Source organism: Micromonospora sp. NPDC047756 (assembly GCF_055587245.1).
The window spans coordinates 152861-167250 of record NZ_JBVJGQ010000005.1; the positions used below are offsets into that span (position 1 = coordinate 152861).

Genomic DNA, 14390 nt, shown 5'->3' on the forward strand with positions numbered 1-14390 from the left:
ACGGCGTCCTGCTTCCGGTCGACCCGGCGACCCGGAGGCCGCCGGCCGACCGGCCAACATCTCGAACATTACCTTCGGGGCCGCTCCGGTCGCCCGGCACAGCCGGCACCATGGTCAGTCGTCGTCCACGCCGTAGAGCCGGCGTCGGACCGACAGCAACTCGACCTCGGGGCGATTGGCCACCAGGCGCTCACAGGAGTCGAGCACCTCGCGGACGTGCGCCGTCTCGGCGGCCACCACGGCCACCGCCAGTTGCGCTCGACCATGCAGGTCGAGCGCACCCACCTCGGCGGCCGACACCTCGAAGCGGCGCAGTGCCGCCACGATCGGCCGTACATATGATCTCTTGGCTTTGAGCGACCGGGAGTCGCCCGGCAGCAGCAGGTCGAAGACCGCGGTTCCGGTGAACATCGCCCCGGACGATACCGCCAACCGGCCCCGCATGATCAAGGGGTTTACGCCCAGTGGCGTAAACCCCTTGATCAGCGTGTCACTGCCGGATCAGGCGCGAACCTTCTCCCGCATCTCGAAGGTCTCGATGACGTCGCCGACCTGGACGTTGTTGTAACCACCCAGGGTCAGACCGCACTCGAAGCCCTCGCGGACCTCGGTGGCGTCGTCCTTGAACCGCTTGAGCGAGGTGATCGTGAGGTTGTCCGCCACGACCGTCCCGTCCCGAAGCAGTCGAGCCTTCGCGTTGCGCCGGATGATGCCCGACCGGACGATGCAACCGGAGATGTTGCCGATCTTGGACGAGCGGAAGACGTCGCGGATCTCCGCGCTGCCCAGCTCGGCCTCCTCGTACTCCGGCTTGAGCAGGCCCTTGAGCGCTGCCTCGATCTCCTCGATGGCCTGGTAGATGACGGTGTAGTACCGGATCTCCACGCCCTCGCGGTCGGCCATCTCACGGACCTTGTTAGAGGCCCGCACGTTGAAGCCGATGATCGTGACCGGCTCGGACGAGGCGCTCGCGAGCATGACGTTGCTCTCGGTGATCGCGCCGACGCCCCGGTCGAGGACCTTGAGCTGGACCTCCTCGGGGATGTCGAGGTTGAACAGCGCGTCCTCCAGGGCCTCCACCGAACCGGAGACATCGCCCTTGAGGATGAGGTTGAGCGAGGTCTTCTCGCCCTCCTTGAGCTGCTCCATGAGCGTCTCAAGAGTGGCCCGGCCACGGGAGTTGGCGAAGGACGCCGCCCGCCGCCGTGCCTGGCGCTGCTCGGCGATCTGCCGCACCGTGCGGTCGTCCGCCGCGGCGAGGAACGTGTCACCCGCACCGGGCGGCGCGGTCAGACCCAGAACCATCACCGGACGCGCCGGACCAGCCTCGGAGAGCTGGTTGCCGTTCTCGTCGAGCATGGCCCGGACCCGGCCGTGCGCCCCACCGGCGACGATCGAGTCGCCCGCCCGCAGGGTGCCCTTCTGCACCAGCACCGTCGCCACCGCACCGCGGCCCTTGTCCAGGTGCGCCTCGATGGCCACACCCTGCGCCGGCCCGTCGATCGGAGCGGTCAGCTCCAGCGACGCGTCGGCGGTCAGCAGGACGGCCTCGAGCAGCTCCTCGATGCCGATGCCCGGCTTGGCCGCCACGTTGACGAACATGGTCTCGCCGCCGTACTCCTCGGCGACCAGGCCGTACTCGGTCAGCTGCTGACGGACCTTGTCCGGGTTGGCGTCCGGCTTGTCGACCTTGTTGACCGCGACCACGATCGGCACGTCGGCCGCCTTGGCGTGGTTCAACGCCTCGATGGTCTGCGGCATCACGCCGTCGTCGGCCGCGACGACCAGGATCACGATGTCCGTGACCTGGGCGCCACGGGCACGCATGGCGGTGAACGCCTCGTGACCCGGGGTGTCGATGAAGGTGACCGCCCGGTCCTCGCCCTCGTGCGGGACGTGGACCTGGTACGCACCGATGTGCTGGGTGATGCCACCCGCCTCACCGGCCACGACGTTCGCCTTACGGATGGCGTCGAGCAACTTGGTCTTACCGTGGTCGACGTGACCCATGACGGTCACCACCGGCGCACGGCTGACCAGACGCTCCTCGGCCACCTCCGCGTCGAGGTCGATGTTGAACTGCGCGAGCAGCTCGCGGTCCTCGTCCTCCGGGCTGACGATCTGGATGTCGAAGCCCAGGTGCTCACCCAGCAGGTGCAGGGTGTCGTCGGAACAGGACTGGGTCGCGGTCACCATCTCGCCCAGGTTGAACATCTCCTGGACCAGCGAACCCGGGTTGGCGTTGATCTTGTCGGCGAAGTCCGACAGCGAGGCGCCGCGGGAGAGCCGGACGACCTGACCCTGACCCCGGGGAGCACCCGAGCTCATGGTCGGAGCCGACAGGTTGTCGAACTCCTGTCTGCGCTGCTTCTTGGACTTGCGACCGCGCGTCGGCCGGCCACCCGGACGCCCGAAGGCACCCGCGGCGCCGCCGCCACGGCCACGACCGCCCGCACCCGGACGACCGCCGCCACCGGCCGGACCACCCGGCCGGAAACCGCCACCGGGAGCACCGCCACCGCCGCCGGGACCGCCACGGTAGCCACCGCCACCGCCGGCACCCGCGCCGCCACCGGGGCCGCCGCGGTAACCGCCACCGCCGCCGGCGCCACCGCCGGGACCGCCACGGAAACCACCGCCACCGCCACCGGGACGACCGGCGCCACCGCCACCGGGGCGACCAGCGCCACCGGGGCCGGGACGACCAGCAGCCGGGCGCTGGCTCGGCATGGACGCCGGGCTGGGCCGCGGCGGCATGGAGTTCGGGCTCGGCCGCGGCGGCATCCCCGCCGGGGTGTTGGGCCGAGGGCCACCCGCACCGGCGGCCGGGGGCCGCTGCTGCTGCTGGCCACCCTGGATGCCGAACGGGTTGTTACCGGCGCCACGCGCCGGCGGACGACCGCCGGGACGGGCACCCGGACCCGGAGCCGGCGTGCTCGGACGAGCTGCCGGCGAACCGGGACGGGGCGGCATCGCCGCGGGACCCGGCCGAGGGCCGGGACGGTTGGCACCGTCGGCCGGAGGCTCCCGGCGGACCGGGTTGTCCCGCTGCTGCTGGCGGGCGGCCTGCGCGGCCTTGACCGCGGCCTCCTGCTCAGCCTTCAGCGCGGCGGCACGCGCCTCCGCGGCCGCCACCTCGATGTCGTGGGCACTCGCCGGCTTGGCGACCGGGGTCGCCGACTGCGGGGCACCGGGAACCGGACCCTTGGGCTTGGGACCGGGTGCCGGCGCGGCCGGCCGCCGAGGCGGCATCGGCTTGGCCGAGACCCGGGGCGCGCCCGGGGTCGGGGTTGGCGTCGGGGTCGGGTTTGAAGCCGGCGTCGACGCGGGCGCCGACGGGGCGGCCGGAGCCGGGGCTCCGGCGGACGCGACGAATGCGTTACGCAGCCGCCGGGCGACGGGCGCCTCGACGGTGCTGGACGCGGACTTCACGAACTCGCCCATTTCCTTCAACTTGGCGAGAACGGTCTTACTCTCGACCCCGAGCTCTTTTGCAAGCTCGTGTACGCGGGCCTTGCCTGCCACTGCACTCCTCACTCCGAGGTCGTGCGGGCAGCACCCGCAGCGACCTCACTCGTGCACTTGAAGCCTGGTCATTTCAGGGACTTCATCGTGTGCTCATGTCGGTCGTCCTACCCTGCTAGCGACCCTCGCCCGGTCGGGCTGACCGGACGTAGTGGTTGGCGCATCGACGTGCTCCGCCAGCGCACCGTGGTCGAGGACCTCGGTGCTGCGCAGCGCACGCCCGAAGGCGCGGCGCCGCACTGCCAGCGCGAAGCAGGCCGGATCCGGGTGCATGTTCGCCCCCCGACCCGGCAGCCTGCGGCGCGGATCAGGCCGGAGGCTGTGACCAGCCTCGTCCCTGACCGCGACGATCCGCAGCAATTCGCTGGCCGGCGCACGTTGCCGGCAACCCACACAGGTGCGCTCCGGCTGCGCGCGTCGTACCACTGGAGGAAGTCTACCCCTAGCTGCCCGAGATCGCGCCGCCCGGCTCCCGCACGTGATCAGTTACCCCACGCGCCGCCGGTGCGGTCTGCTCCGCATCGGAACGAATGTCGATCCGCCAACCGGTCAATCGAGCCGCAAGTCGGGCATTCTGCCCCTCCCGACCAATGGCAAGCGAGAGCTGGAAGTCGGGAACTGTCACCCGAGCGGCCCGGTTGGCCAGGTCGACCACCTCGACCCGCAGCGCCTTGGCCGGTGACAACGCGTTGCCGACGAAGGTGCCCGGGTCGTCCGACCAGTCGATGATGTCGATCTTTTCGCCGTGCAGTTCGCTCATCACGGCACGCACCCGCTGACCCATCGGGCCGATGCAGGCGCCCTTGGCGTTCACCCCGGGGGTGGTGGAGCGGACGGCGATCTTCGTGCGATGGCCCGCCTCACGGGCGATCGCGCCGATCTCGACGGTGCCGTCGGCGATCTCCGGCACCTCCAGCGCGAAGAGCTTCTTGACCAGCGCCGGGTGCGACCGGGACAGGGTGATCTGCGGCCCGCGCATGCCCTTGGCCACGTGCACCACGACACAGCGGACCCGCTCGCCGTGCGCGTACCGCTCGCCGGGCACCTGCTCGGACTGCGGCAGCACGCCCTCCAGCTTGCCCAGGTCGACGCTGACGATGCCCTTCTCGGTACGCGTCTCGTGCGCCTGCACCACGCCGGTGACCAGGTCACCCTCCCGGCCGACGTACTCACCGAAGTGCACCTCGTCGGTGGCCTCCCGCAACCGCTGGAGGATCACCTGCTTGGCGGTCATGGCGGCGATCCGACCGAAGTCGTGCGGGGTGTCGTCCCACTCCCGCACCAGGCTGCCGTCGGGCTCCATCTCCTGGGCGTACACCAGGGCGGCGCCCGACCTGCGGTCGATCTCCACCCGGGCGTGCGGCTCGGCCCCGTCGGTGTGCCGGTAGGCGGTCAGCAGCGCGGTCTCGATCGCCGCGAGAATCGTGTCGAACGGGATCTCCCGCTCGCGCTCGAGTGCGCGCAGCGCCGCGAGGTCGATGTTCACCTCTCCTCGTCCTCCACATCATCATCGTCGTCGATGTCGTCTGAATCGTCGAACTCGTCGGAATCGTCCGCGTCGTCGAACTCGTCCTCGGGCTCACCGAGCTCGGCGAGCCGGGTGAACTCGACCTGCACACGGCCGGGGCCCAGCTGGGCGTACGCCCAGGCGGCGCGGCCGTCGTCGGTCTCCAGGTGCACGCCCTCGTCGTCGGCCGCGACCACCCGGCCGGTCAGCTGACGGTCAGCGGCGGGCTGGTCGCCGCGTTGGCCGGGCAGCGTGGCCGCGCCCCGGGCGGTGACCTTCACCAGTCGGCCCACGTTGCGCCGCCAGTGCCGGGGCAGGGTGAGCGGCCGGTCGACGCCGGGCGAGCTGACTTCCAGTTGGTACTCGCCGGCGACGATGTCGCCACCGGTCTCCTCGGCGGCGTCCAGCGCGGCCGAGACCTTGCGGGAGACGTCCGCGACGGCGTCCAGGTCGATCCCGCCGTCGGTGTCCACCATCACGCGCACCACGTGCCGGCGGCCGGCCCGGGAGACCGACAGGTCCTCCAGGTCGTAGCCGGCGTCGTTGACCACCGGCTCGATCACGGCCCGCAGTCGGTCCCGCCGCGCGGCGAGGTCACCGCCGCGGGGGCCCGCAGCACCGCGGGGCCGACCCGTCGGCCTGGTGGCACGGCCACGCTGCGTCATCTCCGCACCCTCTCCCTGGTCGACGGGGACCCGTGGTCCCGCCATGCCGGCACGCCACCGGAGTGGACACGCCGGTGGTTGCGCAGAGCGTAACGCGCCTGCCCGGCGGCGGACCGGGCGGCGCACCGACGCCGGTGACCCCCGGAGCGGCACGGATGGTGTTGACTTGGCCGGTGGGGATCGGCAGAACGACACAGCGCGACCAAGCATCCGGACATTCCCGGCGAAAGCTCCTGAGCGCCGGGGCGCTGCTGGTGCTCGGCGGTGCCGTGACGCCGCTGACCGGCTGTGATCTTTTCGACCGCGACGACCAACCGACCCCACCGCCCGACCCGCTGCGGCCGATGGTGGACGAGTCACTCGCGCTGGCCGCCGCGTACCGGGCGAACGCGACCGCCCACCCCGAACTCGCCGACCGGCTCAACCCGATCGCCGAGACGCACACCGCGCACGCCACCGAGCTAGCCCGGGTGATCGGCGTGACGGTGCCGTCGGCGGCCCCCGCCACCCCTACCACCGCCCCGGCGGCCGACCCGAACGGCGCGCGCGCCGCCCTGCGGGCGCTGGAGAAGACCGCCCAGCAGTCCGCCGCCGCCGCCTGCGCCGCTGCGCCCGCGGAGCGGGCGGCACTGCTCGGGTCGATAGTCGCCGCCCGGGCAACCCACCAGGAGGCACTGAAGTGAGGCAGCCGTCCGCCGGGGAGGCACTCGCCTCCGCACTGTCCGCCGAGTACGCGGCCATCTACGCCTACGGACGGATCGGTGTCCGGCTCAGCGGAGCCGCGCGGGACGCGGCACGCCAGGCGGAGGCCGCGCATCGACGCCGACGCGACGCGCTGGTGGTGCAGCTCACCGCGGCCGGCGGCGTCGTCCCGCCGGATCGCGCCGGGTACGCCCTGCCGTTCCCGGTCACCGACCGGGCCAGCGCCCTACGGCTCGCCGCCGAGGTGGAGGAGCGCACGGCCGCGCACTGGCGGGCCGCCCTGGCATCCACCACCGGCGCGGACCGGGAGCAGGCGTTGGCCGCCCTGGTCGAGTACGCCGTGCGGGCCACCCGGTGGCGGAAGACGGCCGGTCTGACCCCGCTGACTGTCCCGTATCCCGGCCGACCGACCTGAACCCGTCCACTCCGGTTGCGGTACGCATACCAGGTATGCATACTCCGTTGCCATGTCCATCCGTCACGGGTTGCTCGCCCTGCTCGAACGCGGCCAGATGTACGGGTACCAGCTGCGCGCCGCGTTCGAGGAGTCGACCGGCTCGACCTGGCCGCTGAACATCGGGCAGGTCTACACCACGTTGTCCCGGCTGGAACGGGACGGTCTGGTGCGCCCGCTGCCGGAGAGCGAGGGCGGACAGCGCCCGTACGAGATCACCGACGCTGGCCGGGCGGACCTGGCGCTGTGGTTCGCCACCCCGATCAGTCGTACCGACCGCCCCCGTGACGAACTGGCGATCAAACTGGCGCTGGCGCTGACCACCCCCGGAGTCGACGTCCGGTCGGTGGTGCAGGCCCAACGCAGCGCGACGATGCGGGCCCTTCAGGAGTTGACCCGGTTGAAGTACGGCAGCAACCGGCCGGAGGACCTTCCCTGGCGCCTCGTTCTGGACTCGATGGTGTTCCAGGCCGAGGCCGAGGTGCGCTGGCTGGACCACTGCGAGACCAGTCTGGTCCGGCACCAACCCAGCGGCCCGGCGCCTCCCGCCACCCGACCCGATGACGCCAACGAGCGGGACGCGGCTCGATGGGCCGGCGAGGAGGCAAGACGGTGAGCGGATCGGACGACGCGGTGCTGGAGCTACGCGCCGTCCACCGCACCCACGGCACCGGGCCGGCCGCGGTGCACGCGCTACGCGGGGTCAGCCTGGTCGTCCGGCCCGGCGAGCTGGTCGCCGTGATGGGACCGTCCGGCTCCGGCAAGTCGACACTGCTGGCTCTCGCCGGCGGGTTGGACCGTCCGACCGGCGGCGAGGTCCGGGTCGAGGGGCAGCCGCTCGGGGCCTTGGACCGCCGCGGGCTGGCCCAGCTGCGCCGCCGTCGGATCGGCTACATCTTCCAGCAGCTCAACCTGCTGGGCAGTCTGAGCGCGCTGGAGAACGTGGCGCTCCCGTTGGAACTCGACGGGACCAGCGGCCGGCGGGCCCGCGCACTGGCCATGGCCGCGCTCACCGAGGTGGGGCTGCCCGCGTTGGGCGACCGTTTCCCGGACCAGCTCTCCGGCGGGCAGCAGCAGCGGGTGGCCATCGCCCGCGCGCTGGTGGGCGACCGTCGGCTGGTCCTCGCCGACGAGCCCACGGGGGCGTTGGACTCCCAGACCGGCGAGACGGTGCTGCACCTGCTGCGCCGCCGGATCGACGCGGGCGCCGCCGGGGTGCTGGTCACCCACGAGGCGCGGCACGCCGGCTGGGCCGACCGGGTGGTGTTCCTCCGCGACGGCGTGCTGGTCGACACGACGGCGCCGCTGGGCAGTGTCGAGCAACTGCTGTCCGGCAGCGACCGGTGACCGTTCGCCGTCCGATGCGGGCTCCCGGTCGGGCGGGCGCCGCGACGCCGGGGCCGGTCACGTCGCCCGCCCCGGTCGGCCGGCGGCGGTTCGCCGAGCTGACCGGCTCCTGGCGGGCCGCGCTGCGGATCGCCCGGCGCGAGTCACGCCGGTCCCGGCGGCGGACCGCCCTGGTGCTCGCGATGATCGCCCTGCCGGTGGCGGCGCTCGCCTTCCTGGCGGCGAGCTACGACATGGCCGAGCTGACCCCACAGGAACGCGTCGACCGCCGGCTCGGCGTGGCCGACGCGGAGTTGCAGTGGATCGCCAGCAGCCCGGTGCGGCAGGACGCCTGGGGTGAGGCCTGGTCCACGCAGGACGGCGAGCCGCCCGCGAGGGTCACCGCCGCCCAGATGACCACCCTGCTGGGGCCGGGCAGCCGGGTCACCGAGCTTCGTCCCCGCGTCCCGCTGACACTGCGCGGCACGAACCGCGACGAGATGGTGGACGGGCGGGCGCTGGACCTCACCGACCCGTTGGCCCGAGGACTGGTGCGGTTCCGGGCCGGCCGGGCACCACAACAGGCCGGCGAGGTGGCCGTCAGTCCGATGGCGCTGCGCCGCCTGGGCCTGCGCCTCGGCCACGCCGTGGCCACCGCCGACGGCAGCAGGGCGTACACGGTCGTGGGGGTGGTCGAATTCCCCGACGACCTCGGGCCGGTCGTGGCGTTGCACCCGGGGGCCGTGCAGGCGACCGGCCCGGAGCCGGACAGCGTCTGGTTGGCGGACCTGCCCGCACCGGTCGACGCGGCGCTGGTGTCCCGGCTCAACGAGCGGGGGGTGGTGATCACCGCCCGAAGCCCGGTCGGCTCAGGGACCACTGCGGACCGGATGTGGTTCGGTGCGATCAGGCAGAGCGGCGCCAACGACCTGAGCACCGGCGTCCTCATCGCGGGCCTCGGACTGCTGGAGGTCGTCCTGCTGGTCGGGCCGGCCTTCGCCGTCGGCGTCCGCCGCCGACGGCGGGATCTGGCGCTGGTCGCGGTGGCGGGCGGGGACGCCGCCCAGCTTCGTCGGGTCGTGCTGGCCGACGGTGTGGTGTTGGGCGTGCTGGGGGCCGCCGCCGGCCTGCTGGTCGGCGTCAGCGCGGCGTTCGCCGGTCGTCCGCTGATGGAGCAGTACGTCTTCAGCGCCCGTTTCGGCGGCTACCGCTGCTGGCCGAGCGCGCTGTTCCTGCTCGGTGGCGTCGCGGTGCTGGCCGGGGTGCTCGCCGCGCTGGCACCGGCCTGGACCGCCGCCCGGCAGGACGTCAGTGCCGGGCTCGCCGGACGACGCACCCCGGCGAAATCTCCGGGCCGCTGGTTGGCTCTCGGACTGGCGCTGGTGGTCGGCGGGGCGGCGCTGGCGGCGTTCGGAGCCACCCAGACCTCCCCGGCGGTGGTTCTCACCGGGCTGATCCTCGGCGAGTTGGGCCTGGTCTGCTGCACGCCCACGCTGCTCGGGGCGCTGGCCCGCCTCGGCCGGGTGCTGCCGCTGGCGCCACGGATCGCACTGCGTGATGCCAGCCGCAACCGGGCCGCCGCGGCACCGGCCATCTGCGCCGTGATGGCCGCCGTCGCCAGTAGCGTCGCCCTCGGCGGATACCTGGCCAGCGACGGCGCGCGCGACGCCCGCACCTACCGGCCGGCGCTGCCGACCGGTCACATGCTGGTGTACGCCAACCGGCCGGACGGCCAGCCCACGCTGGCGCAGGTCGCCGACGCGGCCCGGGACCAGTTGGGGGTCGACGCGGTAGCCACCGTGTACGCGCCCAACTGCGACCCGACCGGTGCCCGTTACTGCGACGTGGCGCCCGTCCTCCCGCCGAACCGAGCCTGCCCGTTCCAGCCCGGCGACAGTCTTCCCGCCGCGCACCGCCGGCAGGCGCGGGCCGACCCACGCTGCCAGATCCGCACGGCCGACTCCTACGGCGGCTACGTCGAGCCGGGGGTGGACGACGGCTTCGCGCTGCCACTTCTCACCGGCGCGGACCCGGCGACGACCGCCGCCGCCACGGCGGTACTGCACGCCGGCGGCGTGGTGGTGACCGACCCGCGCTACCTGCACGACGGCCTGGTGACCGTCCGCGTCTTCAGCACGGACGGGAGAACGGATTCGCCAGCCACCGACCGCGACCTGCCGGGGTACGCGCTGCCCCAGGCGGTGGGCTCCTCCCGCCTGCTGTTGTCGACCCACGCGGCCCGACAGCTCGACATGAGCTGGTACCCGTCCGGCTGGGTGGTCGGCACCACGACCCCTCCGGACGAGGAACAACGGGCGCGCTTCTCCGCCGCGCTGCGTTCCTTCGGGACGTTCTCGCTGACCGTTGAGTACGGCGGCGCCCCACGCGACGTCTCACCGTTGCTTCTCCTGTTCGCCGCGGCGGCCGGGCTGATCACCGTGGGGGCGGCCGGGATCGCCACCGCGCTCACCGCCGCCGAGGGACGCGCCGAGCTGACCACCCTCGCGGCCGTGGGCGCGGCCCCAGCGGTACGCCGGCAACTGGCGATCTGCCAGGCCGGGGTCATCGCCGGTATCGGTTCGGTGCTCGGCATCGTGGCCGGCCTCGGCACCGCCGCCATCGTGCTGGTCTCGGTGAACCGGCAGTACGCCAGTGACTGGCCGGTGTCCGATCCGTACCCATTTCTGGTGCCGTGGCCCGCGCTCGGGGTCCTGGTGCTGGTGCCGGTGGTGGCGATGCTCGGGGCGGGCCTGTTCACCCGGGCCCGACTGCCCATCGAACGGCGGTTGGACTGACCGGTCCGCCGGGCAACCGACAGTGGACCGCGTGGGGGTGCCGCCGGGGCTGGGCAGCCGGCAGACTGACCGGCGTGTCAGTACTCAGGAATGTCGTCCGTCGAGCCGGTCATCATCGCTGGTTCGGCGCCACCGCGCGCCTGCTGGTCCCGGCCGATCGGATGGTTGGTCGACTCACCCGGGGTCGGGTGGTCGCGCTCGGCCTGCTCCCCTCCCTGCTGATCACCACGACGGGTCGCCGCTCCGGCAAGCCCCGCAGCAATCCGCTGCTCTACGTGCCCGACGGCGACGCGTACGTGGTGATCGGCTCCAACTGGGGGCAGACACATCACCCGGGCTGGGCGATGAACCTGTTGGCCGATCCGGCCGCCGAGGTGGACGTGAAGGGCCGGCGGGTCGCGGTGCGGGCGCAGCGGGCCTCCGGCGCGGAACGGGAGCGGTTGTGGCAACTGCTCGTCAGCGCGTGGCCGGCGTACCACACGTACGTGCGGCGGGCCGGTGGACGGGAGATCCACATCTTCCGGCTGGCCCCGACCGGGCGCGGCGCGTCCGAATCGCCGCCGTCGGCTGACTAGGCTGACGCTCGGTAGTTGAGGCGAGGTGGTTCCGTGAGTGCGAGGAGCGAGCCGGGGTTGCGAGCCCCGCAGCCGCGGACAGAGCCGGTCCGGTGAGTGAGCGGGCCGGCGTCGACCGGGGCCTCGACGATCGACGGTGGACAGTCGCGGAGCGGGTCGCCGAGGCAATCCGGCGGCGGTTCCCGGCCGACACGCTCGCGATCGCCGTACACGGGCCTCTGGCGCACGGCGACGACGACGGCGGCGGGGACCGCGAGGCCGGGTTGCTGGTGGTCACCTATCGGCCCGGGACCGGCCCGTCACCGGCGACCCGGCGGGTCGACGGGGTGCTCGTCGACCTGACCGTGGCCGCCGCCGAGGACTACCTGACCCAGGCGCGGGTGCTCTCACCGCTCTGGCCACTGACCGCCGACCGGTACGTCACCACGCAGGCGTTGCACGATCCGACGGGCTGGTTGCGGACGCTGCGCGACGAGCACCTCGGTCGGCTGGCCCGAGCCCGGCCGGCGGAGTTCAGCACCGCGGCTCGCCAGGCCTGGTACAGGGGCAGCGCGGCGCACTCCCGGGCGGCCCGGTTGGCCGAGTGGTACGAGACCGATCAGGCTCTGCTGATGCTCGCCGAGGCCCGGCTGGCGGCGGCCACGGTGACCGGTCTGCTGAGCCGCACCTACTTCCGGGACCCGGGGGACGCGGTGCGGCGCACCGGGTTGGCCGGGGCGGACATGACCGAGGTGGGTGCGGTGCTGGCGCGGCAGGCCGAGGAGCTGGCCGCCCGTGGTCGGGCGGTCGACGGCACCGTCGACGAGCTGCTCAGCACCTGAGGCGCGTCACAGCCCGCCCGGTACGCCGATCAGCGAGCCGATCAGATAGGTGGCGCCGGCCGCCGCGGCGCCCAGCAGCAGCTGGCGCAGCCCACTGGTCCACCAGGGACGGCGGGTGAAGCGGGCCACCACGGCACCGGCGGCGAACAGCCCGAGGCCGCCGACAGCGAGCGCCAACCACAGTTCGGTCGCGCCGAGCAGGTACGGCAGCAGCGGCACCAGCGCGCCGATCGAGAAGAACAGGAACGACGAGATCGCCGCGGCCCACGGGCTGGGCTGTTCGTCGGGGTCGACACCCAGCTCCTCGCGGACGTGCACCCGCAGCGCCTCCTCCGGGTCGCGCCGCACCGCCTCGGCGACCTGGGTGGCGAGGTCCCGGGGCAGGCCCCGGGCCACCCACGCGTCGGCCAGCTCCCGGGCCTCCGCCTCGGGGTGCCGCTCCAGCTCCCGTCGTTCCTTGGCCACCTCGGCGGCGACCTGCTCGTTGGCGGAGCGCACGCTGGTGTACTCGCCGAGGCCCATGGAGATCGCACCGGCGACAAGGCCGGCGGTGCCGGTGAGCACGATGCTGCGCGGCGACACTCCCCCGCCGCCGACGCCGGCGATCAGGGCGATGTTGGTGACCAGGCCGTCCATCGCGCCGAACACGGCCGGGCGCAGCCAGCCGCCGGAGACGTCGGCGTGGTGGGCCTCGCGCAGCGCCGCCGGAGTGTCCGTCACGAAAGGGTCAGGATCGGTCACGGCAGGGTCAGGATCTCGTGGCCGTCGTCGGTCACCACGATGGTGTGCTCGAACTGCGCCGTCCACTTGCGGTCCTTGGTGACCACTGTCCACCCGTCGTCCCACATGTCGTACTGGTAGGTGCCGAGAGTGATCATCGGCTCGATGGTGAACGTCATGCCGGGCTCCATGATGTCCGTGGGGCGCGGGGTGTCGTAGTGCGGCACGTAGAGGCCGCTGTGGAAGGCCTCGCCGATGCCGTGGCCGGTGAAGTCGCGCACCACGCCGTAACCGAACCGCTTGGCGTACGACTCGATCACGCGCCCCACCACGTTGATCTGGCGTCCCGGGGCGACGGCGCGGATACCGCGCATCATCGCCTCGTGGGTCCGCTCGACCAGCAGCCGGGCCTCTTCGCTGACCTCGCCGACGCAGAAGGTGGCGTCGGTGTCACCGTGCACCCCACCGATGTACGCGGTCACGTCGACGTTGATGATGTCGCCGTCCTGCAGGACCGTGGTGTCCGGGATGCCATGGCAGATGACCTCGTTGAGGCTGGTGCAGCAGGACTTCGGAAAGCCCTTGTAGCCCAGGGTCGACGGGTACGCGCCGTGATCGCAGAGGAACTCGTGCACCACCTTGTCGATCTCGTCGGTGGTCACGCCGGGTTTGCAGTGCTCGCCGGCGAGCTGGGTCGCCTGGGCGGCGAGCCGGCTGGCGATCCGCATCTTCTCGATGGTCTCCGGCGTCTGCACGTGCGAGCCACGCCACTCCCGCGGACGCGTCTTGCCCACGTACTCCGGTCGGGCGATCTGGGACGGCACCGGTCGCATCGGGGAGAGCGTGCCTGGTGTCAGCGGCGGACGGACGGTCATGCCGCAAGCCTATCGCCGGGGCCGCTGGTGACCCGCGCCACGGCTGCCCGGTGGAGGTTGTTGCCCTGCCAGAGTGGCTGTGCCATGGTGTCAGCGTGGATCAAGGGGGAGCACCGCCCGTCTTCTCCGCCAGCGCCGAGATCGACGGTGACCACCTCCACGTCGTGGTGGCCGGCGAGGTCGACATGGCGACCGCGGACACGATGCTCCAGACCGCGCTGCGCGAGCCCGCCGCCGGGAAGATCACTCTCGACCTGAGCGCCGTCACCTTTTTCGACTCGGCCGCCATCCACGCCCTGGTCCGGCTGGCCCAGCAGTTTCCGGGGCGGCTCAGCGTCCGCCCGTCCCGGCAGGTGCGCCGGGTGCTGGAGATCTCCGGCCTCGGCGAGCAGGGCTGGCTCGACCCGGCCTAGGCACCCGGCCGC

The 14390-nt window shown here is 72.8% G+C and carries 15 protein-coding genes; 8 read left to right on the forward strand and 7 right to left on the reverse strand.

Going from position 1 to position 14390, the window contains the following annotated elements:
- Positions 1 to 114 precede the first annotated feature (114 nt).
- The 5 genes from ACZ6NZ_RS17360 to rimP all read right to left on the reverse strand — a co-directional run bounded on the left by ACZ6NZ_RS17360 (position 115) and on the right by rimP (position 5697).
- The gene (locus ACZ6NZ_RS17360) at positions 115 to 411 is read right to left on the reverse strand and encodes a DUF503 domain-containing protein (protein ID WP_091400377.1); all 297 of its coding nucleotides are present in this window, start codon (positions 409 to 411) and stop codon (positions 115 to 117) included.
- A gap of 90 nt (positions 412 to 501) precedes the next feature.
- Complete coding sequence (gene infB / locus ACZ6NZ_RS17365; RefSeq protein ID WP_366608315.1) at positions 502 to 3525, reverse strand: translation initiation factor IF-2; 3024 nt, start codon at positions 3523 to 3525, stop codon at positions 502 to 504.
- Positions 3526 to 3618: 93 nt separating this feature from the next.
- Positions 3619 to 3951 carry a YlxR family protein gene (locus ACZ6NZ_RS17370; RefSeq protein ID WP_112624296.1) on the reverse strand — a complete coding sequence of 111 codons (333 nt, stop codon included), beginning with the start codon at positions 3949 to 3951 and terminating at the stop codon, positions 3619 to 3621.
- Between the two features lie 16 nt (positions 3952 to 3967).
- Positions 3968 to 5011 carry a transcription termination factor NusA gene (nusA, locus tag ACZ6NZ_RS17375; RefSeq protein ID WP_366608314.1) on the reverse strand — a complete coding sequence of 348 codons (1044 nt, stop codon included), beginning with the start codon at positions 5009 to 5011 and terminating at the stop codon, positions 3968 to 3970.
- Positions 5008 to 5697 (reverse strand): ribosome maturation factor RimP, encoded by a 690-nt coding sequence (rimP, locus tag ACZ6NZ_RS17380; RefSeq protein ID WP_366608313.1) that lies wholly within the window; start codon positions 5695 to 5697, stop codon positions 5008 to 5010. Before rimP ends, nusA begins: the two co-directional genes overlap by 4 nt.
- 155 nt (positions 5698 to 5852) lie before the next feature.
- On the opposite strand from rimP, the gene ACZ6NZ_RS17385 reads away from it, so the two are divergent.
- The 7 genes from ACZ6NZ_RS17385 to ACZ6NZ_RS17415 all read left to right on the forward strand — a co-directional run bounded on the left by ACZ6NZ_RS17385 (position 5853) and on the right by ACZ6NZ_RS17415 (position 12370).
- Positions 5853 to 6380 carry a hypothetical protein gene (locus tag ACZ6NZ_RS17385; RefSeq protein ID WP_465858974.1) on the forward strand — a complete coding sequence of 176 codons (528 nt, stop codon included), beginning with the start codon at positions 5853 to 5855 and terminating at the stop codon, positions 6378 to 6380.
- Positions 6377 to 6814: a ferritin-like domain-containing protein gene (locus ACZ6NZ_RS17390; protein ID WP_465858975.1), complete on the forward strand. Its 438-nt coding sequence runs from the start codon at positions 6377 to 6379 to the stop codon at positions 6812 to 6814. Before ACZ6NZ_RS17385 ends, ACZ6NZ_RS17390 begins: the two co-directional genes overlap by 4 nt.
- 52 nt (positions 6815 to 6866) lie before the next feature.
- Complete coding sequence (locus tag ACZ6NZ_RS17395; RefSeq protein WP_366608310.1) at positions 6867 to 7469, forward strand: PadR family transcriptional regulator; 603 nt, start codon at positions 6867 to 6869, stop codon at positions 7467 to 7469.
- Complete coding sequence (locus ACZ6NZ_RS17400) at positions 7442 to 8200, forward strand: ABC transporter ATP-binding protein (protein ID WP_465858976.1); 759 nt, start codon at positions 7442 to 7444, stop codon at positions 8198 to 8200. Before ACZ6NZ_RS17395 ends, ACZ6NZ_RS17400 begins: the two co-directional genes overlap by 28 nt.
- Positions 8197 to 10974, forward strand: coding sequence for an FtsX-like permease family protein (locus ACZ6NZ_RS17405; RefSeq protein ID WP_465858977.1), 2778 nt, complete (start codon positions 8197 to 8199; stop codon positions 10972 to 10974). Before ACZ6NZ_RS17400 ends, ACZ6NZ_RS17405 begins: the two co-directional genes overlap by 4 nt.
- Positions 10975 to 11048: 74 nt before the next feature.
- A complete protein-coding gene (locus ACZ6NZ_RS17410) occupies positions 11049 to 11549 on the forward strand; it encodes a nitroreductase/quinone reductase family protein (RefSeq protein ID WP_366608308.1) in 501 nt (166 codons plus the stop codon).
- Positions 11550 to 11641: 92 nt separating this feature from the next.
- The gene (locus ACZ6NZ_RS17415) at positions 11642 to 12370 is read left to right on the forward strand and encodes a nucleotidyltransferase domain-containing protein (protein ID WP_465858978.1); all 729 of its coding nucleotides are present in this window, start codon (positions 11642 to 11644) and stop codon (positions 12368 to 12370) included.
- Between the two features lie 6 nt (positions 12371 to 12376).
- Here ACZ6NZ_RS17415 and ACZ6NZ_RS17420 read toward each other — a convergent pair whose 3' ends face one another.
- Positions 12377 to 13090, reverse strand: a complete 714-nt coding sequence (locus ACZ6NZ_RS17420) for a VIT1/CCC1 transporter family protein (protein WP_465858979.1) — start codon at positions 13088 to 13090, stop codon at positions 12377 to 12379.
- A 17-nt stretch (positions 13091 to 13107) separates the two neighbouring features.
- Entirely contained in the window at positions 13108 to 13965 is an 858-nt protein-coding gene (gene map, locus ACZ6NZ_RS17425; RefSeq protein ID WP_465858980.1) for a type I methionyl aminopeptidase, read from the reverse strand.
- Between the two features lie 95 nt (positions 13966 to 14060).
- Between map and ACZ6NZ_RS17430 the strand changes: the two genes are divergently transcribed.
- The gene (locus tag ACZ6NZ_RS17430; RefSeq protein WP_366608304.1) at positions 14061 to 14378 is read left to right on the forward strand and encodes an STAS domain-containing protein; all 318 of its coding nucleotides are present in this window, start codon (positions 14061 to 14063) and stop codon (positions 14376 to 14378) included.
- Positions 14379 to 14390 lie beyond the last annotated feature (12 nt).

What these genes read in the sequence shown, in the direction of transcription:
- ACZ6NZ_RS17360 (WP_091400377.1), bottom strand. Translation starts at nt 411, where the DNA reads ATGTTCACCGGAACCGCGGTCTTCGACCTGCTGCTGCCGGGCGACTCC.
- rimP (WP_366608313.1), bottom strand. Translation starts at nt 5,697, where the DNA reads ATGACGCAGCGTGGCCGTGCCACCAGGCCGACGGGTCGGCCCCGCGGT.
- ACZ6NZ_RS17385 (WP_465858974.1), top strand. Translation starts at nt 5,853, where the DNA reads ATGGTGTTGACTTGGCCGGTGGGGATCGGCAGAACGACACAGCGCGAC.
- ACZ6NZ_RS17395 (WP_366608310.1), top strand. Translation starts at nt 6,867, where the DNA reads ATGTCCATCCGTCACGGGTTGCTCGCCCTGCTCGAACGCGGCCAGATG.
- ACZ6NZ_RS17400 (WP_465858976.1), top strand. Translation starts at nt 7,442, where the DNA reads ATGGGCCGGCGAGGAGGCAAGACGGTGAGCGGATCGGACGACGCGGTG.
- map (WP_465858980.1), bottom strand. Translation starts at nt 13,965, where the DNA reads ATGACCGTCCGTCCGCCGCTGACACCAGGCACGCTCTCCCCGATGCGA.